Origin of the sequence: Pantoea sp. At-9b, assembly GCF_000175935.2 — a bacterium.
Classification (GTDB): Bacteria; Pseudomonadota; Gammaproteobacteria; order Enterobacterales; family Enterobacteriaceae; genus Pantoea.
The window spans coordinates 480,705-497,653 of record NC_014838.1; the positions used below are offsets into that span (position 1 = coordinate 480,705).

The 16,949-nt window shown below is 57.3% G+C and carries 15 protein-coding genes; 4 read left to right on the top strand and 11 right to left on the bottom strand.

What is annotated here, in order from left to right; genetic code table 11:
* Nucleotides 1-3 precede the first annotated feature (3 nt).
* Nucleotides 4-2,034, top strand: coding sequence for a 4-alpha-glucanotransferase (gene malQ, locus PAT9B_RS22595; protein WP_013511605.1), 2,031 nt, complete (start codon nucleotides 4-6; stop codon nucleotides 2,032-2,034).
* A 160-nt stretch (nucleotides 2,035-2,194) separates the two neighbouring features.
* Here malQ and malM read toward each other — a convergent pair whose 3' ends face one another.
* The 3 genes from malM to malK all read right to left on the bottom strand — a co-directional run bounded on the left by malM (nucleotide 2,195) and on the right by malK (nucleotide 5,669).
* Nucleotides 2,195-3,118, bottom strand: a complete 924-nt coding sequence (malM, locus tag PAT9B_RS22600; RefSeq protein ID WP_013511606.1) for a maltose operon protein MalM — start codon at nucleotides 3,116-3,118, stop codon at nucleotides 2,195-2,197.
* Between the two features lie 96 nt (nucleotides 3,119-3,214).
* Nucleotides 3,215-4,516 (bottom strand): maltoporin, encoded by a 1,302-nt coding sequence (locus tag PAT9B_RS22605; RefSeq protein WP_013511607.1) that lies wholly within the window; start codon nucleotides 4,514-4,516, stop codon nucleotides 3,215-3,217.
* A gap of 43 nt (nucleotides 4,517-4,559) precedes the next feature.
* Nucleotides 4,560-5,669 carry a maltose/maltodextrin ABC transporter ATP-binding protein MalK gene (gene malK, locus PAT9B_RS22610; RefSeq protein ID WP_013511608.1) on the bottom strand — a complete coding sequence of 370 codons (1,110 nt, stop codon included), beginning with the start codon at nucleotides 5,667-5,669 and terminating at the stop codon, nucleotides 4,560-4,562.
* 364 nt (nucleotides 5,670-6,033) lie between these two features.
* Between malK and malE the strand changes: the two genes are divergently transcribed.
* Genes malE through malG form a run of 3 tightly spaced genes read left to right on the top strand, consistent with a single transcriptional unit; the run spans nucleotide 6,034 to nucleotide 9,717 of the window.
* Nucleotides 6,034-7,224, top strand: a complete 1,191-nt coding sequence (gene malE / locus PAT9B_RS22615; RefSeq protein WP_190274675.1) for a maltose/maltodextrin ABC transporter substrate-binding protein MalE — start codon at nucleotides 6,034-6,036, stop codon at nucleotides 7,222-7,224.
* Between the two features lie 60 nt (nucleotides 7,225-7,284).
* Complete coding sequence (gene malF / locus PAT9B_RS22620; RefSeq protein WP_013511610.1) at nucleotides 7,285-8,817, top strand: maltose ABC transporter permease MalF; 1,533 nt, start codon at nucleotides 7,285-7,287, stop codon at nucleotides 8,815-8,817.
* Nucleotides 8,818-8,826: 9 nt separating this feature from the next.
* Nucleotides 8,827-9,717: a maltose ABC transporter permease MalG gene (malG, locus tag PAT9B_RS22625; protein ID WP_013511611.1), complete on the top strand. Its 891-nt coding sequence runs from the start codon at nucleotides 8,827-8,829 to the stop codon at nucleotides 9,715-9,717.
* A gap of 158 nt (nucleotides 9,718-9,875) precedes the next feature.
* Here the strand turns inward: malG and PAT9B_RS22630 are convergent, their stop codons facing one another.
* From PAT9B_RS22630 to PAT9B_RS22665, 8 genes are all read right to left on the bottom strand, one after another.
* On the bottom strand, nucleotides 9,876-11,114 hold the full coding sequence (locus tag PAT9B_RS22630) for a type II toxin-antitoxin system HipA family toxin (protein ID WP_013511612.1): 1,239 nt from the start codon (nucleotides 11,112-11,114) through the stop codon (nucleotides 9,876-9,878).
* Complete coding sequence (locus PAT9B_RS22635) at nucleotides 11,104-11,355, bottom strand: helix-turn-helix domain-containing protein (RefSeq protein WP_013511613.1); 252 nt, start codon at nucleotides 11,353-11,355, stop codon at nucleotides 11,104-11,106. The genes PAT9B_RS22630 and PAT9B_RS22635 overlap by 11 nt, the downstream gene beginning before the upstream one ends.
* Nucleotides 11,356-11,516: 161 nt before the next feature.
* Nucleotides 11,517-12,710, bottom strand: coding sequence for a PotD/PotF family extracellular solute-binding protein (locus PAT9B_RS22640; protein WP_013511614.1), 1,194 nt, complete (start codon nucleotides 12,708-12,710; stop codon nucleotides 11,517-11,519).
* A 4-nt stretch (nucleotides 12,711-12,714) separates the two neighbouring features.
* Nucleotides 12,715-13,737, bottom strand: coding sequence for a GTP-binding protein (locus PAT9B_RS22645; RefSeq protein WP_013511615.1), 1,023 nt, complete (start codon nucleotides 13,735-13,737; stop codon nucleotides 12,715-12,717).
* Nucleotides 13,738-13,746: 9 nt separating this feature from the next.
* A complete protein-coding gene (locus PAT9B_RS22650; RefSeq protein ID WP_013511616.1) occupies nucleotides 13,747-14,031 on the bottom strand; it encodes a hypothetical protein in 285 nt (94 codons plus the stop codon).
* Between the two features lie 11 nt (nucleotides 14,032-14,042).
* Nucleotides 14,043-14,789 carry an SDR family NAD(P)-dependent oxidoreductase gene (locus tag PAT9B_RS22655; RefSeq protein ID WP_013511617.1) on the bottom strand — a complete coding sequence of 249 codons (747 nt, stop codon included), beginning with the start codon at nucleotides 14,787-14,789 and terminating at the stop codon, nucleotides 14,043-14,045.
* Between the two features lie 9 nt (nucleotides 14,790-14,798).
* Nucleotides 14,799-15,575 carry an SDR family NAD(P)-dependent oxidoreductase gene (locus PAT9B_RS22660; RefSeq protein WP_013511618.1) on the bottom strand — a complete coding sequence of 259 codons (777 nt, stop codon included), beginning with the start codon at nucleotides 15,573-15,575 and terminating at the stop codon, nucleotides 14,799-14,801.
* A 9-nt stretch (nucleotides 15,576-15,584) separates the two neighbouring features.
* On the bottom strand, nucleotides 15,585-16,949 hold the full coding sequence (locus tag PAT9B_RS22665) for an MFS transporter (RefSeq protein ID WP_013511619.1): 1,365 nt from the start codon (nucleotides 16,947-16,949) through the stop codon (nucleotides 15,585-15,587).

Consider the following 16,949-nt stretch of genomic DNA (forward strand, 5'->3'; position numbering starts at 1 on the left):
CCGATGAAACCCAACAACCTCATCGCGCTGGATTACATCGATGCCCACGGCCAGCCGCAAACCATTTCTGCTGATACCCGCCAGCGCCTGCTGGCGGCCATGCAACCCGCGGCGGCAGAGATCACCCCTTTACCCGCCGTGAAAGTGTTTCAGCACGGTCAGCCACTGGTGTTATCGCCAACCCTGAATGGCCCGGCACAATGGCGGCTGCAAAGCGAAACCGGTCGCCAGTGGACCGGGCAATGTAGCGCCCTGCAACGGTTGCAACTGCCCACTTTACCGGAGGGATATCATCAGCTTACGCTGATGCAGGACAGCAACACGACGACCTGCGCGATCATCGTGACACCGTCACGTTGTTATGAGCCTGCCGAACTGCTGAACGGTGAATCCCTGTGGGGAGCCTGCGTCCAACTCTACACCCTGAGATCAGATCATAACTGGGGCATCGGTGACTTTGGCGATCTGCAACGCATGCTCCAGCAGCTGGCACAACGTGGTGGTGCCTTTATCGGCCTGAATCCGCTGCACGCCTTGTTCCCGGGCATGCCGGAGAGCGCCAGCCCCTACAGTCCGTCGTCACGCCGCTGGTTGAACGTGCTGTATATTGATGTGAATGCGGTCGAGGATTTTCGTCAAAGCGAAGACGCACAACGCTGGTGGCACTCCTCTCCGACCCAGCAGGCATGGCAGGCTGCGCGTGCCTGCGACTGGGTTGATTACCGCGCGGTCAGCCAACTGAAGCTGACCGCCCTGCGTCTGGCATGGAGTCACTTCCGGCAGCGAGAACTGGCCGATCCCGACCTTAGCGCTTTTGACACCTTTGTCGCCGCTGGCGGTGAAAGTTTGCAGTTGCAGGGCGTATTTGATGCATTGCATGCGATGTTGATGGCGCAGGACGCGAGCCACTATGGCTGGCCGGTTTGGCCGCAGGAGTGGCAACACCCCAACAGCGCTGCGGTTCGCGCTTTCCGTATTGAACACAGCACCGAGGTGAATTTTTATCTGTGGCTACAGTGGCTGGCCGCCCGCCAGTTTGCGGCATGCTGGGAGGTGTGCCAGCAACAGCAAATGCCCATCGGGTTATACCGCGATCTGGCGGTAGGCGTCGCGCAAGGTGGAGCGGAAACCTGGGGCGACCGCGAGCTGTATTGTTTGCAAGCCAGCGTCGGTGCGCCGCCGGATATCCTCGGTCCACTCGGTCAAAACTGGGGATTGCCGCCGATGGATCCACAGGTGATGCAGGCGCGGGCCTATGAACCCTGGATTAGCTTGCTGCGGGCTAATATGCGCGACTGCGGGGCATTGCGTATCGATCATGTGATGGCGTTGCTGCGCCTGTGGTGGATCCCGCGCGACGGCAACGCGGCACAGGGTGCCTATGTCCACTATCCGATCGATGATCTGCTGGCCATCCTGGCGCTGGAGAGTCAGCGTCATCGTTGCATGGTGATTGGCGAAGATTTGGGGACAGTGCCGGACGCGATCATCGACAAACTGCGGGACGCCGGGGTTTACTCCTACAAAGTGTTGTATTTTGAACAAACTTCGACGAAAGATTTCCGCCCACCGCGGCAATGGTTGCGTCAGGCGATGGCCGTTGCCACTACGCATGATATGCCGACGCTGCGCGGCTGGTGGCAAAGCGATGATCTGTCGCTCGGCAGTGAGTTGGGGCTGTATCCCGACAGCGTGATCCTTGCCGGCTTACACCAGCAACGCCACGCCGCGAAACAGGCGCTGCTACGCAGCCTGCGCCACACCGGCTACCTGCCTGAATTTGCCCGGCATGGGGCGATGAGTCGCGCGCTTAACCATGCCATGCATCGTTATCTGGCGGATAGTCGCAGTGCGCTGCTGGGGTTACAGCCGGAGGATTGGCTGGATATGGCGTCGCCGGTCAATGTGCCCGGTACCACCGATCACTATCCCAACTGGCGGCGTAAACTGTGCGTCACGCTGGAAGCGTTATTTCGCGATCCGCAGGTCAATGCCTTGTTGGCCGATATCCACCAGCGACGGCAGGTCAGTTAGTTTTGTGTCTCGTCATGTAGCGGCGCGATTTATCGCGCGCTCTTCAGGCATTGCCAGGTACTGCCAAACCCGCGCGATAAATCGCGCCGCTACGGATTGCACATAAAAAAGGTGCGCCGTAGCGCACCAGGTGGGGCAACTCAGCACTGTCGGGGAAGTCTCACCCCTTGCCTTTAACACTGCTGATAAACGTTGGCCGCGCTGTTGTTGACCCCAGACGTTCGGCCTCATCCAGCAGTTTAAGCGCTTTATCAATGTTACCCTGTTCAACCGCCTGCCGGATGTTGTGATTAAAGTAGCTCTCGGTGTCGTTCATAATTGGCGCGCTCGGGGTTTTTTGTGACGTTGTCACTTGCGCAGGTGCAGGCGCAACCGCCTGCGTGCTGCCTACCATCACCGGGGCCGGGCCGGACGAACCAAACAGTGGCCCCACCAGGATTGACGATCCCGAACTGGTTTTAACCTTCAGTTTCAGCGTCCCGCTGCGGCTATGGCGGGCAATCGGGTCCGGAATATCCGGGATGGCGTTGCTGGTGCCTTTGGCAAATGCCTTGGCCGGATCCAGCAACGTGGTGGTTTGTGTCAGATCCTGCTCGGTGGTAAACACCAGCAAATAAATCTTTTGCTGTCCGGGTACTGGCGTCAGTTTTATCAGTCCTTCCAGCCGATCGGGTGTCATTACCCCCGGCTGCTGGTAGGTAAAGAACTTGCTCGGAAACCAGGCGGCAGGACGCAGGTTTTCATCCAGCACCAGCACGTTCGGTGCGAACACCTGATTGTTTTCCACTTCGCTGGTTAAGGTCACATTGAGCTCACCAATGTTGGCAGGCAAGCTATAGGCGGCGATGGCCCCTGTCACGCCAGCCGCACCTGTCGCGGCATTGACGTCTGACAGCTTGCTTACCTGGGTGCGTGAAGCATCTACCGGTAGCCAGCTCAACTGTTGCAGGCTGGTCGCCGGGAAGGTGGGTGCGGCCGAGAGGTCCTGTGGCACCAGGGTGATATCCGCATACGCAGGCAGGCTTTGCCCTGCCATCAGCGCGGCACTCAGGCACAGCGCCGCCAGTGTTTTTGTCATTTTCATTGTTTTGACCTTATTGGGCAGATCAGCAGCGGCTGAGCCAGGCAATGGCCGCCGCTGCGATGAAGGGATAACGTTGTTAATTCAGGGTGGATGGGCTTACCACCAGATCTCCATCTGCGCCCCAAACGTCCACTCGTCGTTATTGCCGCGACTGTTGGTTAAGATGCCATTGCCGCTACTGTCCGCTGCGGCAAATGAGGTGATATCGCCAGAGGAGTCTTTGGTATAACCCCACTTTTCATCCCATTTGGCGTAGGTAGCAAACAGACGCAGTGCCGGACGCGACCAGATGCTGTCGCCAGCCTGCCATTGCTGCGCGAGGGTGATTTTGTACTGACCATTGCGTTCATTGGCCTGTTGCGACTTGACGTTGTCGTAACCCACTTCCAGCAGGGTGCTCATGATCGGCGTCCATTTGTACATCGGGCGCACACCCACGGTGTACCATTGCGTACCACGGTTATTGTCGAGATCAATATCCTGGTACATCGCGACATACATCAGGTCCCAGTCATCGGCCAGCGAGATCGCCCCGTGGTCAAGGATGCGGTACATATTGCCGTTGTTGTTCAGGCTGGTGCCCTGTGGCAGCCCTTTGCCCTGCGAGGTCATGGCATCGGTAGCGTATTGCAGCACAAACTTGTTGTAGCCTTTCAACATGCTTTGCGTGTGTTCCGCTGTGAACATCCAGCCATCTTTGGATGCGCCATCTTCCAGATGGTAGCCATCACGCTCGTTAGCCCGCCCGTAATCGACACCCAGTTCCAGTACACCATTTGGGTTGGTTTGCAGGCCAGCAAGGCGGATATCGAACACGTCATTGGCGGTAGCCGTGGCGTAATCACGCGTCTGGTCGCTGGAGAAGGTGTAGGAACCGCCCGCTTCTGACGAACGGGTTGCCGCAAAGGAGAGCTTACCGAAGCCGAGATCAACATCTTCCAGACCGGCACCCGGACCGGAGATATCCCAGTAGTAGAAGTCGATCATATGCACGTCATGACGCTGGTAGAAGCGTTTACCTGCCCACATGGTTGAACCCGGCAGGGCATCAATCAGGTTCTTGCCTTTGACGTTAGCTTCACGGAAGGCGGGAGAGGTCGCTTCCCAGTCGTTTTGCTGTGACACCGAGTAGGCCACGTTCGTGTCGAAATAGAAGCTTTTATCGCCCTCTTTCCACACTTCCTGGCCCAGTTTTAACTCGGCATAGGTTTCGCATTCGTTACCCAGACGGTATTTGCTTTGCGCACCGGTTGCCTGAAAACATTGTTGTTCACCGCCGCTGCCGGTCCAGCCGATGCCGGAACGGGCATAGCCGGTAAAATCTACCGCCATGGACGGGGCAGAGAGCGTACCCGCCGCGATGGCAACCGCGAGAGGGAGTTTGCGCAGAGTTAACATGTTTTTATCTCCTGAGGTCATTGCTTTTCTTGTTTTTACGGGGCTAAACACCAGGCTCCTGATGCAGCCTGCGACAGGCGCTACCGTCCTCACGGAACAGGTGGCAACGTTCTGGCGGCAGGCCAATGCCCATCAGGGCGCCCTCTTCTACCAGCACCACGTCCTCCTGGCGGTACACCAGGTTCTGACGGATGGCGGGGATTTGGATGTGAATTTGCGTTTCAAAACCCAGCTGTTCGACGACCTGCACCTCACCTTCGAGGGTGACATCGGCGATATCGCTGGAAATCAGATGTTCGGGGCGAATACCTAACGACATGTTGCTGCCCACCTGTACCCCGGCGCTGTCCACCGGCAACCACACCAGCTGATCGTTGGGCAGACGGACCTGGACCTGCTCAATCGAGGTCGCGGTCACTTTAACCGGCAGAAAATTCATCTTGGGGGAGCCAATAAAACCGGCGACAAAGCGGTTGGCGGGATAGTGATAAAGTTCGAGTGGACGACCAACCTGGGCGACGCGCCCGGCATCCAGTACCACGATTTTGTCTGCCAGCGTCATCGCCTCGACTTGATCGTGGGTCACATAGATCATGGTGCGTTTCAGGCGCTTATGCAGACGGGAAATCTCAATCCGCATCTGGACGCGCAGCGCGGCGTCGAGATTCGACAGCGGCTCATCCAGCAAGAACACGCGCGGTTCCGCCACCAACGTGCGGCCAATCGCCACGCGCTGACGCTGGCCGCCAGACAGCGCTTTGGGGCGTCGATCGAGCAAATGTGCCAGTTGCAGCACTTCTGCGACCTGATTCACTCGCTGCTGGATCGCCGCTTTTTTCACCCCGGCCAGTTTCAGGCCGAAGGACATATTTTCCGCCACGGACAAATGGGGATAGAGCGCGTAGGACTGAAACACCATACCGACGCCACGCTCGGCAGGCGGGACATCATTCATGCGCTGATCGCCAATCAACAATTCCCCACTGGTGATGGTTTCCAGCCCGGCGATCATGCGTAACAGCGTGGATTTACCACAGCCGGACGGACCGACAAAAACCACGAACTCCCCTTCACCTATCTCCAGATTGATATCTTTCGATACCTCGGTGTCGCCCCAGGTCTTGGTGACATTGCGTAACGCGACGCTCGCCATGATGCTTTTCCTCTCAGCTTGCTAATCCTTGCCCGTATCGCGGCGGGCAGACTCCGGCGACCACTATGGGCAAGGCGGACGGGCGCAACATCCTCCACACCGGGCGGATTTATGGGGGAGGAGACGGGAGGAGGAGGCGACGGCGGAAAGTCACGGAAACGCTGGCCGGAACGCATTTTTGTGATCGGCAATACAAACTGGCAGTGCCATTTTTGTGCGTCACACCGTGATAACCGGGTGATTTTGCAATGGCGATCACATTGAACGCGCGCCAGGCGTAGAAGACAGGAGGATGAGAAGCCGACAGGAATCAACACAATGTGGCGACAACAGAAATTTCCGTTTCCGCTAACAGGATGGAGTTATGACGATGAAAACCGGCGCACGCATTCTCGCCTTATCTGCCCTTTCTGCCGTGTTATTTTCGGCAACCGCGATGGCAAAAATCGAAGAGGGAAAACTGGTCATCTGGATCAACGGTGACAAAGGCTATAACGGCCTGGCTGAAGTGGGGAAAAAGTTTGAGCAGGAAACCGGCATCAAGGTGACGGTGGAACATCCGGACAAAATGGAAGAGAAATATCCGCAGGTCGCCGCCACCGGCGACGGCCCGGATATCATCTTTTGGGCGCACGACCGATTTGGTGGCTATGCCGAATCCGGCCTGCTGGCGGAAATCACGCCGGATAAAAATTTTCAGGAAAAAATCATTCCGTTCACCTGGGACGCGGTACGTTTCAACGGTAAGCTGATCGGTTATCCGATTTCAGTTGAAGCCCTGTCGCTGATTTATAACAAGGATTTACTGCCCTCCCCGCCGAAAACCTGGGAAGAAATCGCTGCGCTGGATAAACAAATGCGCAAGCAAGGTAAAAGCGCCCTGATGTTCAACTTGCAAGAGCCCTACTTCACCTGGCCGTTGCTGGCGGCGGGCGGTGCCTATGCCTTTAAATACGCCGATGGTCATTACAACGTCAAAGATGTGGGGGTAGATAACGCCGGGGCCAAAGCCGGGTTGCAGTTCCTGGTGGATCAGGTCAAAGCCAAAACCCTCAATGCCGATACCGACTACTCCATCGCGGAAGCGGCCTTTAACAAGGGCCAGACCGCCATGACCATCAACGGTCCCTGGGCGTGGAGCAATATCGATAAGAGCGGCATCAACTACGGTGTCACCCTGCTGCCGACGCTGAACGGCAAGCCGTCGAAAGCCTTTGTCGGGGTGTTGAGCGCCGGGATCAATGCCGCCAGCCCGAATAAAGAGCTGGCGAAAGAGTTCCTCGAAAACTATCTGCTGACCGATGCGGGACTGGCAGCGGTGAATAAAGACAAACCGCTGGGGGCCGTGGCGCTCAAATCGTTCCAGCAACAGCTGGAAAAAGATCCGCGCATTGCTGCCACCATGAGTAACGCCCAGAACGGTGACATTATGCCAAACATCCCCCAGATGGCCGCCTTCTGGTACGCGATGCGCACCGCCACGCTCAACGCCCTGAGCGGCCGTCAGAGCGTTGACGCCGCGCTGAAAGATGCCAAAGCACGTCTGAATAAGTAATTTCCACTCGTCGGGCCGGAGCGATCCGGCTCGTCACTGGCTGTTAAGGAAAACCGAATCATGTCAGGAAAACCGCAAACGAGAAGCAGGTTGCTAAAGGGCGTTCTCGTCGGGATCTGCTGTCTGCTGGTCGGCTACCTGTTGGTGCTGATGTATATCCAGGGCGAATACCTGTTTGCGCTGATTTCGCTGGTTATCAGCGCGCTCGGGATCGCGATCTATGCCAACCGTCGTGCGTATGCCTGGCGCTATGTCTATCCCGGTATCGCCGGTATGGCGCTGTTTGTGCTGTTTCCGCTGGTCTGTACCGTGGCCATCGCCTTCACCAACTACAGCAGCACCAACCAGCTGACGCTGGAACGCGCGCAGCAGGTGTTGCTGAGCCGCCAGTATCAGGATGGCGCAGGATTAAACTTCAACCTGATTGCTGCCGGAGAACGCTGGCAACTGGTACTGAGCGAGGCCGAGAACGGCCAGACCTTCGTCTCCGCCCCGTTTAGCTTCGGCGGCGAACAGACGCTGAAACTCACGCAGGCAACGCCGACTGCCGGTGAACGAGCCAGCTTGCGGGTGATTACCTCTAACCGCCAGGCGTTGAGTCAAATCCATGCGCAATTACCGGATGGACGCCAACTGGTGATGAGTTCGTTGCGCCAGTTCTCCGGCACGCGCCCGCTGTATCTGCTGAGCGACGATGGCCGGCTGAAAAACCAACAAAGCGGCGTGACGTACCGCGCTAACGCAGCAAGCGGTTTTTACCAGACCATCAATGCCGATGGCAGTTGGGGCAGTGAGACACTCAGCCCTGGTTTTACCGTGAATACCGGCTGGAAAAACTTCATCCGTGTCTTCACCGATGAAGGGATCCAGAAACCGTTCCTGGCGATCTTTGGCTGGACGCTGATCTTTTCGCTGTTGACTGTGGTGCTCACCGTGGCGGTCGGCATGGTGCTGGCCTGCCTGGTGCAATGGGAAGCGTTGCGCGGCAAAGCCCTATACCGTGTGATGTTGATCCTGCCGTATGCCGTCCCGGCGTTTATCTCGATCCTGATCTTTAAAGGATTGTTTAACCAGAGCTTTGGTGAGATCAATGTGATGCTCAAGGCGCTGTTAGGTTTTCAGCCTGCGTGGTTCAGCGATCCCACGCTGGCGCGCGCCATGCTGGTGATCGTCAACACCTGGCTCGGCTACCCCTACATGATGATTTTGTGCATGGGGCTGTTAAAAGCGATCCCGGACGATCTTTATGAAGCCTCAGCGATGGACGGGGCCGGACCGCTGCAAAATTTCTTTCTGATCACCCTGCCGTTGCTGCTGAAACCCCTGATGCCACTGATGATCGCCAGCTTCGCCTTTAACTTTAATAACTTTGTGCTGGTGCAGTTGTTGACCAATGGTGGCCCCGACCGGCTCGGCACCACTACCCCGGCGGGCTACACCGATTTACTGGTCAACTACACCTGGCGTATCGCCTTTGAAGGCGGTGGCGGTCAGGACTTTGGTCTCGCGGCGGCGATCGCTACCCTGATTTTCCTGCTGGTGGGCGCGCTGGCGGTGATTAACCTGAAAGCCGTGCGGATGAAATTCGACTAAGGAGACGGTATGGCAATGGTACAACCCAAATCGCAGAAACTGCGCCTGCTGCTGACACATCTGGTGTTGCTGGCGTTTATCGCAGCCATCCTGTTCCCGCTGCTGATGGTGGTGGCGATCTCGCTACGCGCGGGCAACTTTGCTACCGGAAGTCTGATCCCGGACCAGATATCGTGGGAACACTGGCGACTGGCGCTCGGTTTCAGCGTTCAGCATGCCGATGGTAGCGTGACGCCACCGCCCTTCCCGGTGCTGTTGTGGCTGTGGAACTCCATCAAAATCGCCGGGATTAGCGCACTCGGTATCGTGGCACTGTCCACTACCTGTGCCTATGCCTTCGCCCGTATGCGCTTCACCGGGCGCGCCAGCCTGTTAAAAGGCATGCTGATCTTCCAGATGTTTCCGGCGGTGTTATCGCTGGTGGCGCTCTACGCGTTGTTTGACCGTCTGGGCCAGTACCTGCCGTTTCTCGGCCTGAATACCCACGGTGGCGTGATCTTTGCGTATCTCGGTGGCATTGCGTTGCATGTCTGGACCATCAAAGGCTATTTCGAAACCATCGACAGCTCGCTGGAAGAGGCCGCCGCCCTGGATGGTGCCACGCCGTGGCAGGCGTTTCGCCTGGTGTTATTACCGCTGTCAGTGCCGATTCTGGCGGTGGTATTTATCCTTGCCTTTATCGCGGCGGTTACCGAGGTGCCGGTTGCCTCGCTGCTGCTGCGCGACGTCAACAGCTACACGCTGGCGGTGGGGATGCAGCAATATCTCAATCCGCAAAACTACCTGTGGGGCGATTTTGCGGCGGCGGCAGTGCTCTCCGCCATCCCGATTACGCTGGTGTTTTTACTGGCACAGCGCTGGTTGGTCAGCGGGCTGACCGCCGGAGGTGTCAAAGGTTAAGACTTCATCATTGCGTTGCCACTGCTTCCTCAATGTTCACTGCCATTGAGAGTTGAGATGCTTCGGCGGCCTGCGGGTCGCCGCTTTTATTGTCACCATATAGAGACAAATTAGGATTTAATTAAACATTGTCACTATATAGATACATTTTGAGTGCTTCATTTCAGCAATGCGTCGGTCTTTCTTTTCTTCGGTCTTTTGACATCAGTAACCATAAACAGGTTGTTAGTTGCGCCGCTGCGAGTCAGCGAGCGTCCAATCGCGGCCTGCAATGCCGGAAAGTCAGCCAGCAACCCGGCATGCGCCAGTTGGGTGCTGATGACATCGGCAAACTCCTCCAGCACACGTTCCGGATGAATAATTTTTAACTCGCGACCAAATTTGATCAGGCTATCACGATCGGGGAACTGCTTGCTTTTATTCAGCTTCAGCGCCAGTTCGTTATCGTTGGTGGGATAAATCTGCGTATTGACCACATCGTATAACGGCGAGAGTTGCGGGGTGGCGTTCCCGGCGGCCTGATAAACCAGCGAAAAGTTTTTCAGATGTGCATCACCGTTGCCCACCATGCAACTGAACAACACATAGCGCCAGTACAACTCGATCTGCGATTGATCGCGGGTAAACAGGCTGACAATTCTGGCACCGGTTTCATAAGATCCCGCGTATTTATGGTCGGAAGTCTTACCTGCCAGCACGCAAAAATCTTCCATTGCCAGCCGATTTTCTCCATGAATATCAAAGCGTTCCATGATGAACAACTCTTTGTTATCCGAGAGCCAGAAATCAGCCACCGGTAATCCACAGGCGCGCGCCAGGGACATACAAATAAACTCATTTTCCGCCAGACGGGGATACTCTTCATCACCGGTTTTGGCAATCAAATTGGGATACAGCACCGTTCCGCGACTTTCACTGCTGATCATCACTTTGGGCTGCACACCAGAGATCGTCGTTTGCAGCAAATACTTGTTCAGCAGGTACTGGAAGGCGCTCTCTTTCTGATCCCAGCGCAGCAAATCATCCAGCTTTTCCGGCGTGGGGCGCGGCAAATTGATATCGCTGACATAGGAAAGCGCGCCAATGCCGCTATCTTGCTGTAATGCCAGAAACAGCATGTCGGAGATGGTCCCCACGTAGCGGCGCAAACGCTCCGCGATATGGTAACGAACATAGCCTTCAGGAATATTCATCTCAAAGATGTTAAACAAGCGACCCGCGTTATAGCCCATGCGATGGTCCGGTAACATGGTCAGTGACACGCGACGGCTCACCGGGCTGGCATAAGTGAAGTTATAGCTGCCGTGTTCATGCAACAATCTGCCGCTGTACTCACCGCCGTTATAGACTTCAATCTGGCGGATTGGCCGAGAGAGTTGGCTCAGGTCAGTCATCATCAAACAACGCCTCCAGTTCATCCAACTGCGGCAGGCCCGCGGTTTGTACCGTTAGCATCAGATCCAGTGCGATCAGATAGAGGGTGAATGCCTTGAGCGAACCGGTGTAGACACCGTTTTCGATCTCTGAAACCAGGGTACGCTGAATCCCCGCCCGTGCGGCGGCAACCTGTTGAGTCCAGCCTTTGGATTTACGCCGTTCACGACATTTCAGGCCAATCGCTTTCATGCCCGGCAACATAACGCCTCCAATGTATCCATATGGTGACAAACAATCTATTAATCTAATTTTGTCACCATATAACTACAAAATCCATTTAAAATAAAAGCGCGATAAATCGCGCCGCTACGGTTGTTGATCCTGGTTGTAGCGGCGCGATTTATCGCGCATTAAAGGGTTGATTATGAACGCAAAAAATCCTGCCAACGGCGCGTCAGATAATTATGCTCATCCATCACTGAGTTCCAGACGGCAATATGGCTCATGCGTTGTTCATAGCTGCCACCGTCACGGCTTTCGCCTTCCGGTATCAAGGGCGCACCCCATGCGTCGTACAGCATTTCCGCTGCGGGTTTGCCGCCATACCAGAAATCCCACTCAGCGGCAGAGAGATGGGCACGGCTACGCGCCGGATTGGAGATGTAATACCCCTGCCGTGCCATCACCGCCCCCGGCCAGCCGGATTGCCACCAGTTGAGGTAGTCATAGGCGGCGTCTTTGATGCGGCCCGTGGCGCAGCGGGACAACGACATGCCGCCATACCACGCGCGATACCCTTCACGCGGGTGCGCCATCTTATAACCACGCTGATGGAAGTGGTGGCGGAAATAGATCGGTGCCCACAGACTCTGTACCTCCACCTGGCGGTTTTCAATCAAATCACAGGCTTGCTCTTGCGTGGCCCAGAAGGCGGCAAAATGCCCGTGACGATTAAGACGCGATAGTTCCTGCGTCAGTACATCGATCTCTTCCAGCGCCAGGTTACCGGTATTGGCAAAACGCGCCAATCCTGCCCCCTGCATCGCCAGCGCCGCATCCAGGCCGCCCATCGCGGCATCTTCCTGCAACGCCACCTGACCGGTCAGTGCCGGGTGCAACAGCCAGCCCCAACTCTCCGGCTCATCACGCAACGCCGCAGGCAGTCGATCTACGTGGTAGGCAAAGCTATCGGCATTGTGGGTCAGCGGCAGCATACTGATGTGATCGCTCGGCTGGCTGCCAAGGTGTAAATCACGCTGCACATACAAACGCTGCGAGGGCACGCTGCCGTCAGCCAACACGCCATTGGCGTTGAGGGTGCCGGTTTTTGCCAGCGCATTAACCTCGTCCCACCAGGTCAGACGTTTGATCTCCAGCGGCTGAATGGCACGCGCAGGCCAGACAAAATCGATGTTGTGGAACCACTGATCGTAGAGGTCGTAACTTTCGGGATGCATCACCGCAATACGTTGCGCATCTTCTACGCTGCGCAACAGATATTCAATTTTGATGCCGAGATCCTGCTCCGCGCGCACGCGCAGCATCTCCAGCAGCGTGACGGAGGTTCCGAGCACGCGTAAGGTCAGTTGGTCATTGACCACTGCCGCAGAATTCATACCGTTATGGCTCCTCAAACGCCCGCAGGTAGCGGCTGAACGCCTGTTGCAGGCGATCGGCCTCCAGACCGCGCAAAATAAATACCAGTTTTGAACTCTCCAGCTCACCGGGCCAGTCGTGCAGATGCTCCGGCGGATGTAAGGTATGCTGCACGCCGTGGATGACAATCGGCGAGCGGCTGTCGCTGACACGTAAAATGCCCTTCATCCGCAGCACCGTGCGACCGTGGCAATGTAATAGCATTGACAGCCAGATAGCAAATGCTGGCCAGTTTAATGACTGTTGTAGGGTGATCACGCAGGTTTGCGTAACCGGATGTGAAACGCCGGGCGTCACCGGAGCCAGACGATACGCCTCCCCGGCGCAGTCACCCAGCCAGCGGAAACGTTGCTGACGTGAACCGCTGCGTAACGGCAGACGAAACAGTTGGTGCGGGTCATCCAGTGCAGTGCGGGTATCGCTGAGTTGTGCCAGCGGATTGAGCTGGCGCAACCAGTCCGCCAGCGCCGTCTGCTGCGCATGAGTGATGCGATCACCTTTGCTGATCAGCAGCTTATCTGCGGCGCTGACCTGTGCCAGCCATTCCGGTTGCGCATCCGCCTGCATGCGCGCATGCTCCGCATCCACCAACGTCACCAACGTCCCCTGACTGAAGTGATGCTGAAGCTGGCGGTCATGCAGCAGTGTCGAAAGAATCGGTGACGGGTCGGCCAACCCGGTGGTTTCCAGAATCACCTGCCGGAACGGAGGCAGCAGGCCACGTGCCCGACGTTCAAACAGATCGAGCAGTGCGGTTTTCAGTTCACCACGGATCTGACAGCAGACACAGCCGCTCGGCAGCAGCACGGTATCGGGCGCAACCTGGTTGAGCAGATGATGGTCAATACCGACTTCGCCAAACTCGTTGACCAGCAACGCCACCTCATTGAGGTTCTGCTGGGCCAGCCAGCCTTGCAGCAAGGTGGTTTTACCGCTGCCGAGGAAACCGCTCAGCACGTGCAGGGGCAATTTTTCCTGATAATCCATCCGCTCTCCTTACAACGCGTTAAGCCAGGCATCATCCAGCGGATCAATGGGTCGCCGGATCATTTTTTCCGCTTCCTGCCACAGCACATCCAGTGAGTTGACCAGCATTTGCTGCCCGGTCGGGCTGGCTAACAGCCAGCTGTTGTGAAACTCGGTTAACGTCAGCCGCCACGGCTTGAGCGCGCGGTTCAGAAGTGCCAGCTGTTGCAAACGTAGCTGGCGTTGGGGGATATCCTGCCGCAGCGGATCGCTCCACTGCGGCCCGTTATCCAGCAGGCCGCAGACTCCACACATCATTGCCTCCGTTATGGCATCACATCGCCGGAATTCGGCCCCAGCGTCTGGCCGACAAACAGGTTGCCGCCCGGTTCACTGGCGAGCAGTAACGCCACCGGAGCCACTTCTTCCACCCGGCCAAAACGCCCCAGCGGCAGTTCAGCCGCTTTGGCCTGTTTCCATGCCTGATTGATACCCTCAATCAACGGCGTTTCAATCGGTCCGGGCGCGATAGCATTGACCAGCACGTTATCCGCCGAGACTTCCAGCGCCAGCGATTTAGTAAAACCTATCACACCCGCTTTGGCCGCCGCGTAATGGCACAGCTCTGCGCCACCTTTAATCCCCAACTGCGAGGCAATGTTAATGACCCGGCCCCAGCGCTGCGCCAGCATGGCGGGCAGCGCTCGCTGGGTGGCGAGGAACACGCTACGCAGATCGACCGCCATCATTTCTTCCCACATGGTCAGCGAAATGTCCGTGCAACGCGCCTGGGTTAACATCCCGGCGTTATTGACCAGCACGTCGATACCGTCATAGCGCGCGAGGCAGGCATCCACCCCGGCGGTGGCACCGGCGACCTCGCCAACATCCGCCACCACCGCCAGGCACTCCCCACCCCATTGCTGACAGTGCGTCACCTGCAACGCCAGTTTGTCGGCGTCGCGATCGGTTAAAATCAGCCGGGCACCCTCGCGAGCGAAGAGCTCGGCAATCGCTGCCCCGATACCGCTGGCTGCGCCAGTAATGACACAACGTTTATCTTTCAATAGCATAGCGGCTCCTTAGTCCGGCCAGCGCACGGTCAGACCGCCATCCACGATCAGGCTTTGCCCGGTGAGATAGCTGCTCTCTTCACTGGTAAGAAAGGCGATCACCTTGGCGATCTCATCCGGACGTCCGACACGCGCCAGAGGAATGGCGCTGGCGGCTTTTGCCAGACCTGCCGGGCCGAGCGAATTCTGCGCATCCAGCGATTGCGGTGTTTCTATCAATCCCGGGATGATGGCGTTGCAGCGCACGCCACGCGGGGCCAGCTCTACCGCCAGCGAGCGGCAGATGCCCGGCACCGCCGCTTTGGCGGCAGCGTAGTGGGCATGGTCCTGCCAGCCGTAGACGCCACCGGCGATAGAGGACACCGCCACCAGGCTGGCACCGGCGTGCAGATGGGGCGTGGCCGCGCGAAAGCAGCGCATCACGCCCGTCAGATCGACGTTCAGCATGGCGTCCCAGCGTGCGTCGCTCATCTCTTCAATCGGGGCGCGACGTAAGATTCCGGCATTCGCCACCAGATAATCCAGGCGGCCAAAGTGCTGCACCCCCTGCGCGATAAACGCATCGACTGAAGCGGTTGACGCCACATCCAGCGGTAACCACAGGGCATCCCCCCCGGCGGCTTCGACCTGCGCCGCCGCAACGGCAGGATCGTGCGGATCGGCGGGATAGTAACCGGCGATGATTTTCACGCCACGCTGGGCGTAAAGCGTGGCCAGCGCCAGACCAATGCCGCTGGCGGCACCGCTGATCGCGGCGACCGGCTGAGTTGAAGACGAAAGCTGCATAGCAATTCCTTAAGCGGTAGTCACCGCTGAACTGACGTCAGTACGCTGCGGAGCGTGCGCACGGGCGAAAAACATAATAATGCCGGAGATAAAACACGGGACCGCACCGAACCACAACGCGGCATCCTGCCAGTGGCCGCCACTGCTCAGCACGCTGGTGGTGCCGACACCGGCGATAATCGCGCCCACCGGCCCCATAGCACCAATCAACGCACCGGCGGTGGCACGGATGGCGGTCGGGAAACTTTCACTGATAAAGAACAGCGCTGCGGCATACGGGCCAATCAGGAAAAACAGGCCGATACTGTAGAGCGCGACGATGGTGGCGAAGTTATCCGGGCAGTAAAGCATCGCGGCAAAAGCGACACCGCCAAGCATCCAGCCAACGGCAATGGTATTGCGACGACCAATACGATCGCCGAGCCAACCGTGCACCAGGTAGCCGCAGTAACCGACGAGGTTGGAGAGAATCAGGATTAATAACGAGTTATTAAACGAAACCTCATGGGTTTTGGTGATCACGGTGGTGCCCAACACGCTAAAAATCTGAATCGCGAACCAGTTGATCAACACCGCACCCCCCAACACCAGCGTGGCGCGCAGTGACGGTCCACGAAACGCAGCGGCCAGGCCAGCACGGTGCTGTTCTTCCCAGGAAACCTGATAATCATCTGCTACCTGACGCGCATCACGATCGTTACCCTCAGCGCGCAGTTGCTGAATCTTCTTCTGTACCTGGAATTGCGGGGTTTCTTTCAGTTTCAGTGCCAGGAAGGCAATCACCAGCGACGGCAGCGCGGCAAAGATAAAGCTGCCCTGCCAGCCGATGATTGGCATCAGGATCGCGGTCAGCGCAGAAGCCACCAGCGCCCCTACCGGCCAGCCACCCTGCACCAGGCTGTAGACAAAGCCTTTGCGTTTATTGAGTTTCGGGTCGTCAATGGCGGTATAAAGCTCCGACAGATACGTCGCGTTGACCGTCTGCTCGGCATAACCCAGACCTGCGACCGAACGAATCGCGGTCAGCGCGCCTTTACCCCAGGCACCTCCGACAGCGGTTAACAGCGAGCAGAGCGCCGCGCCGCCGACGGTGACCACAATCCCCATACGACGACCGAGACGATCCACCAATGGGCCAATCGCCAGCGCGATGACCGCACCACCAACCGCAACCCAGGTGGCGATTTCAGCCTGCTCGACCTCGCTCCAGCCGAAATGTCCGCCGATTTCCGGCAGCAAAGTGCCAAACAGGATGAAATCATAAACAGCAAAAACCCAGGCGAAAAAAGCAATCCAGGTGGCAAATTTTACGTCCCTGATGGTCAACTGCTGCGGCTGCCAGCCATTTACGGAGATTTTCTTAAAGATGCTCAT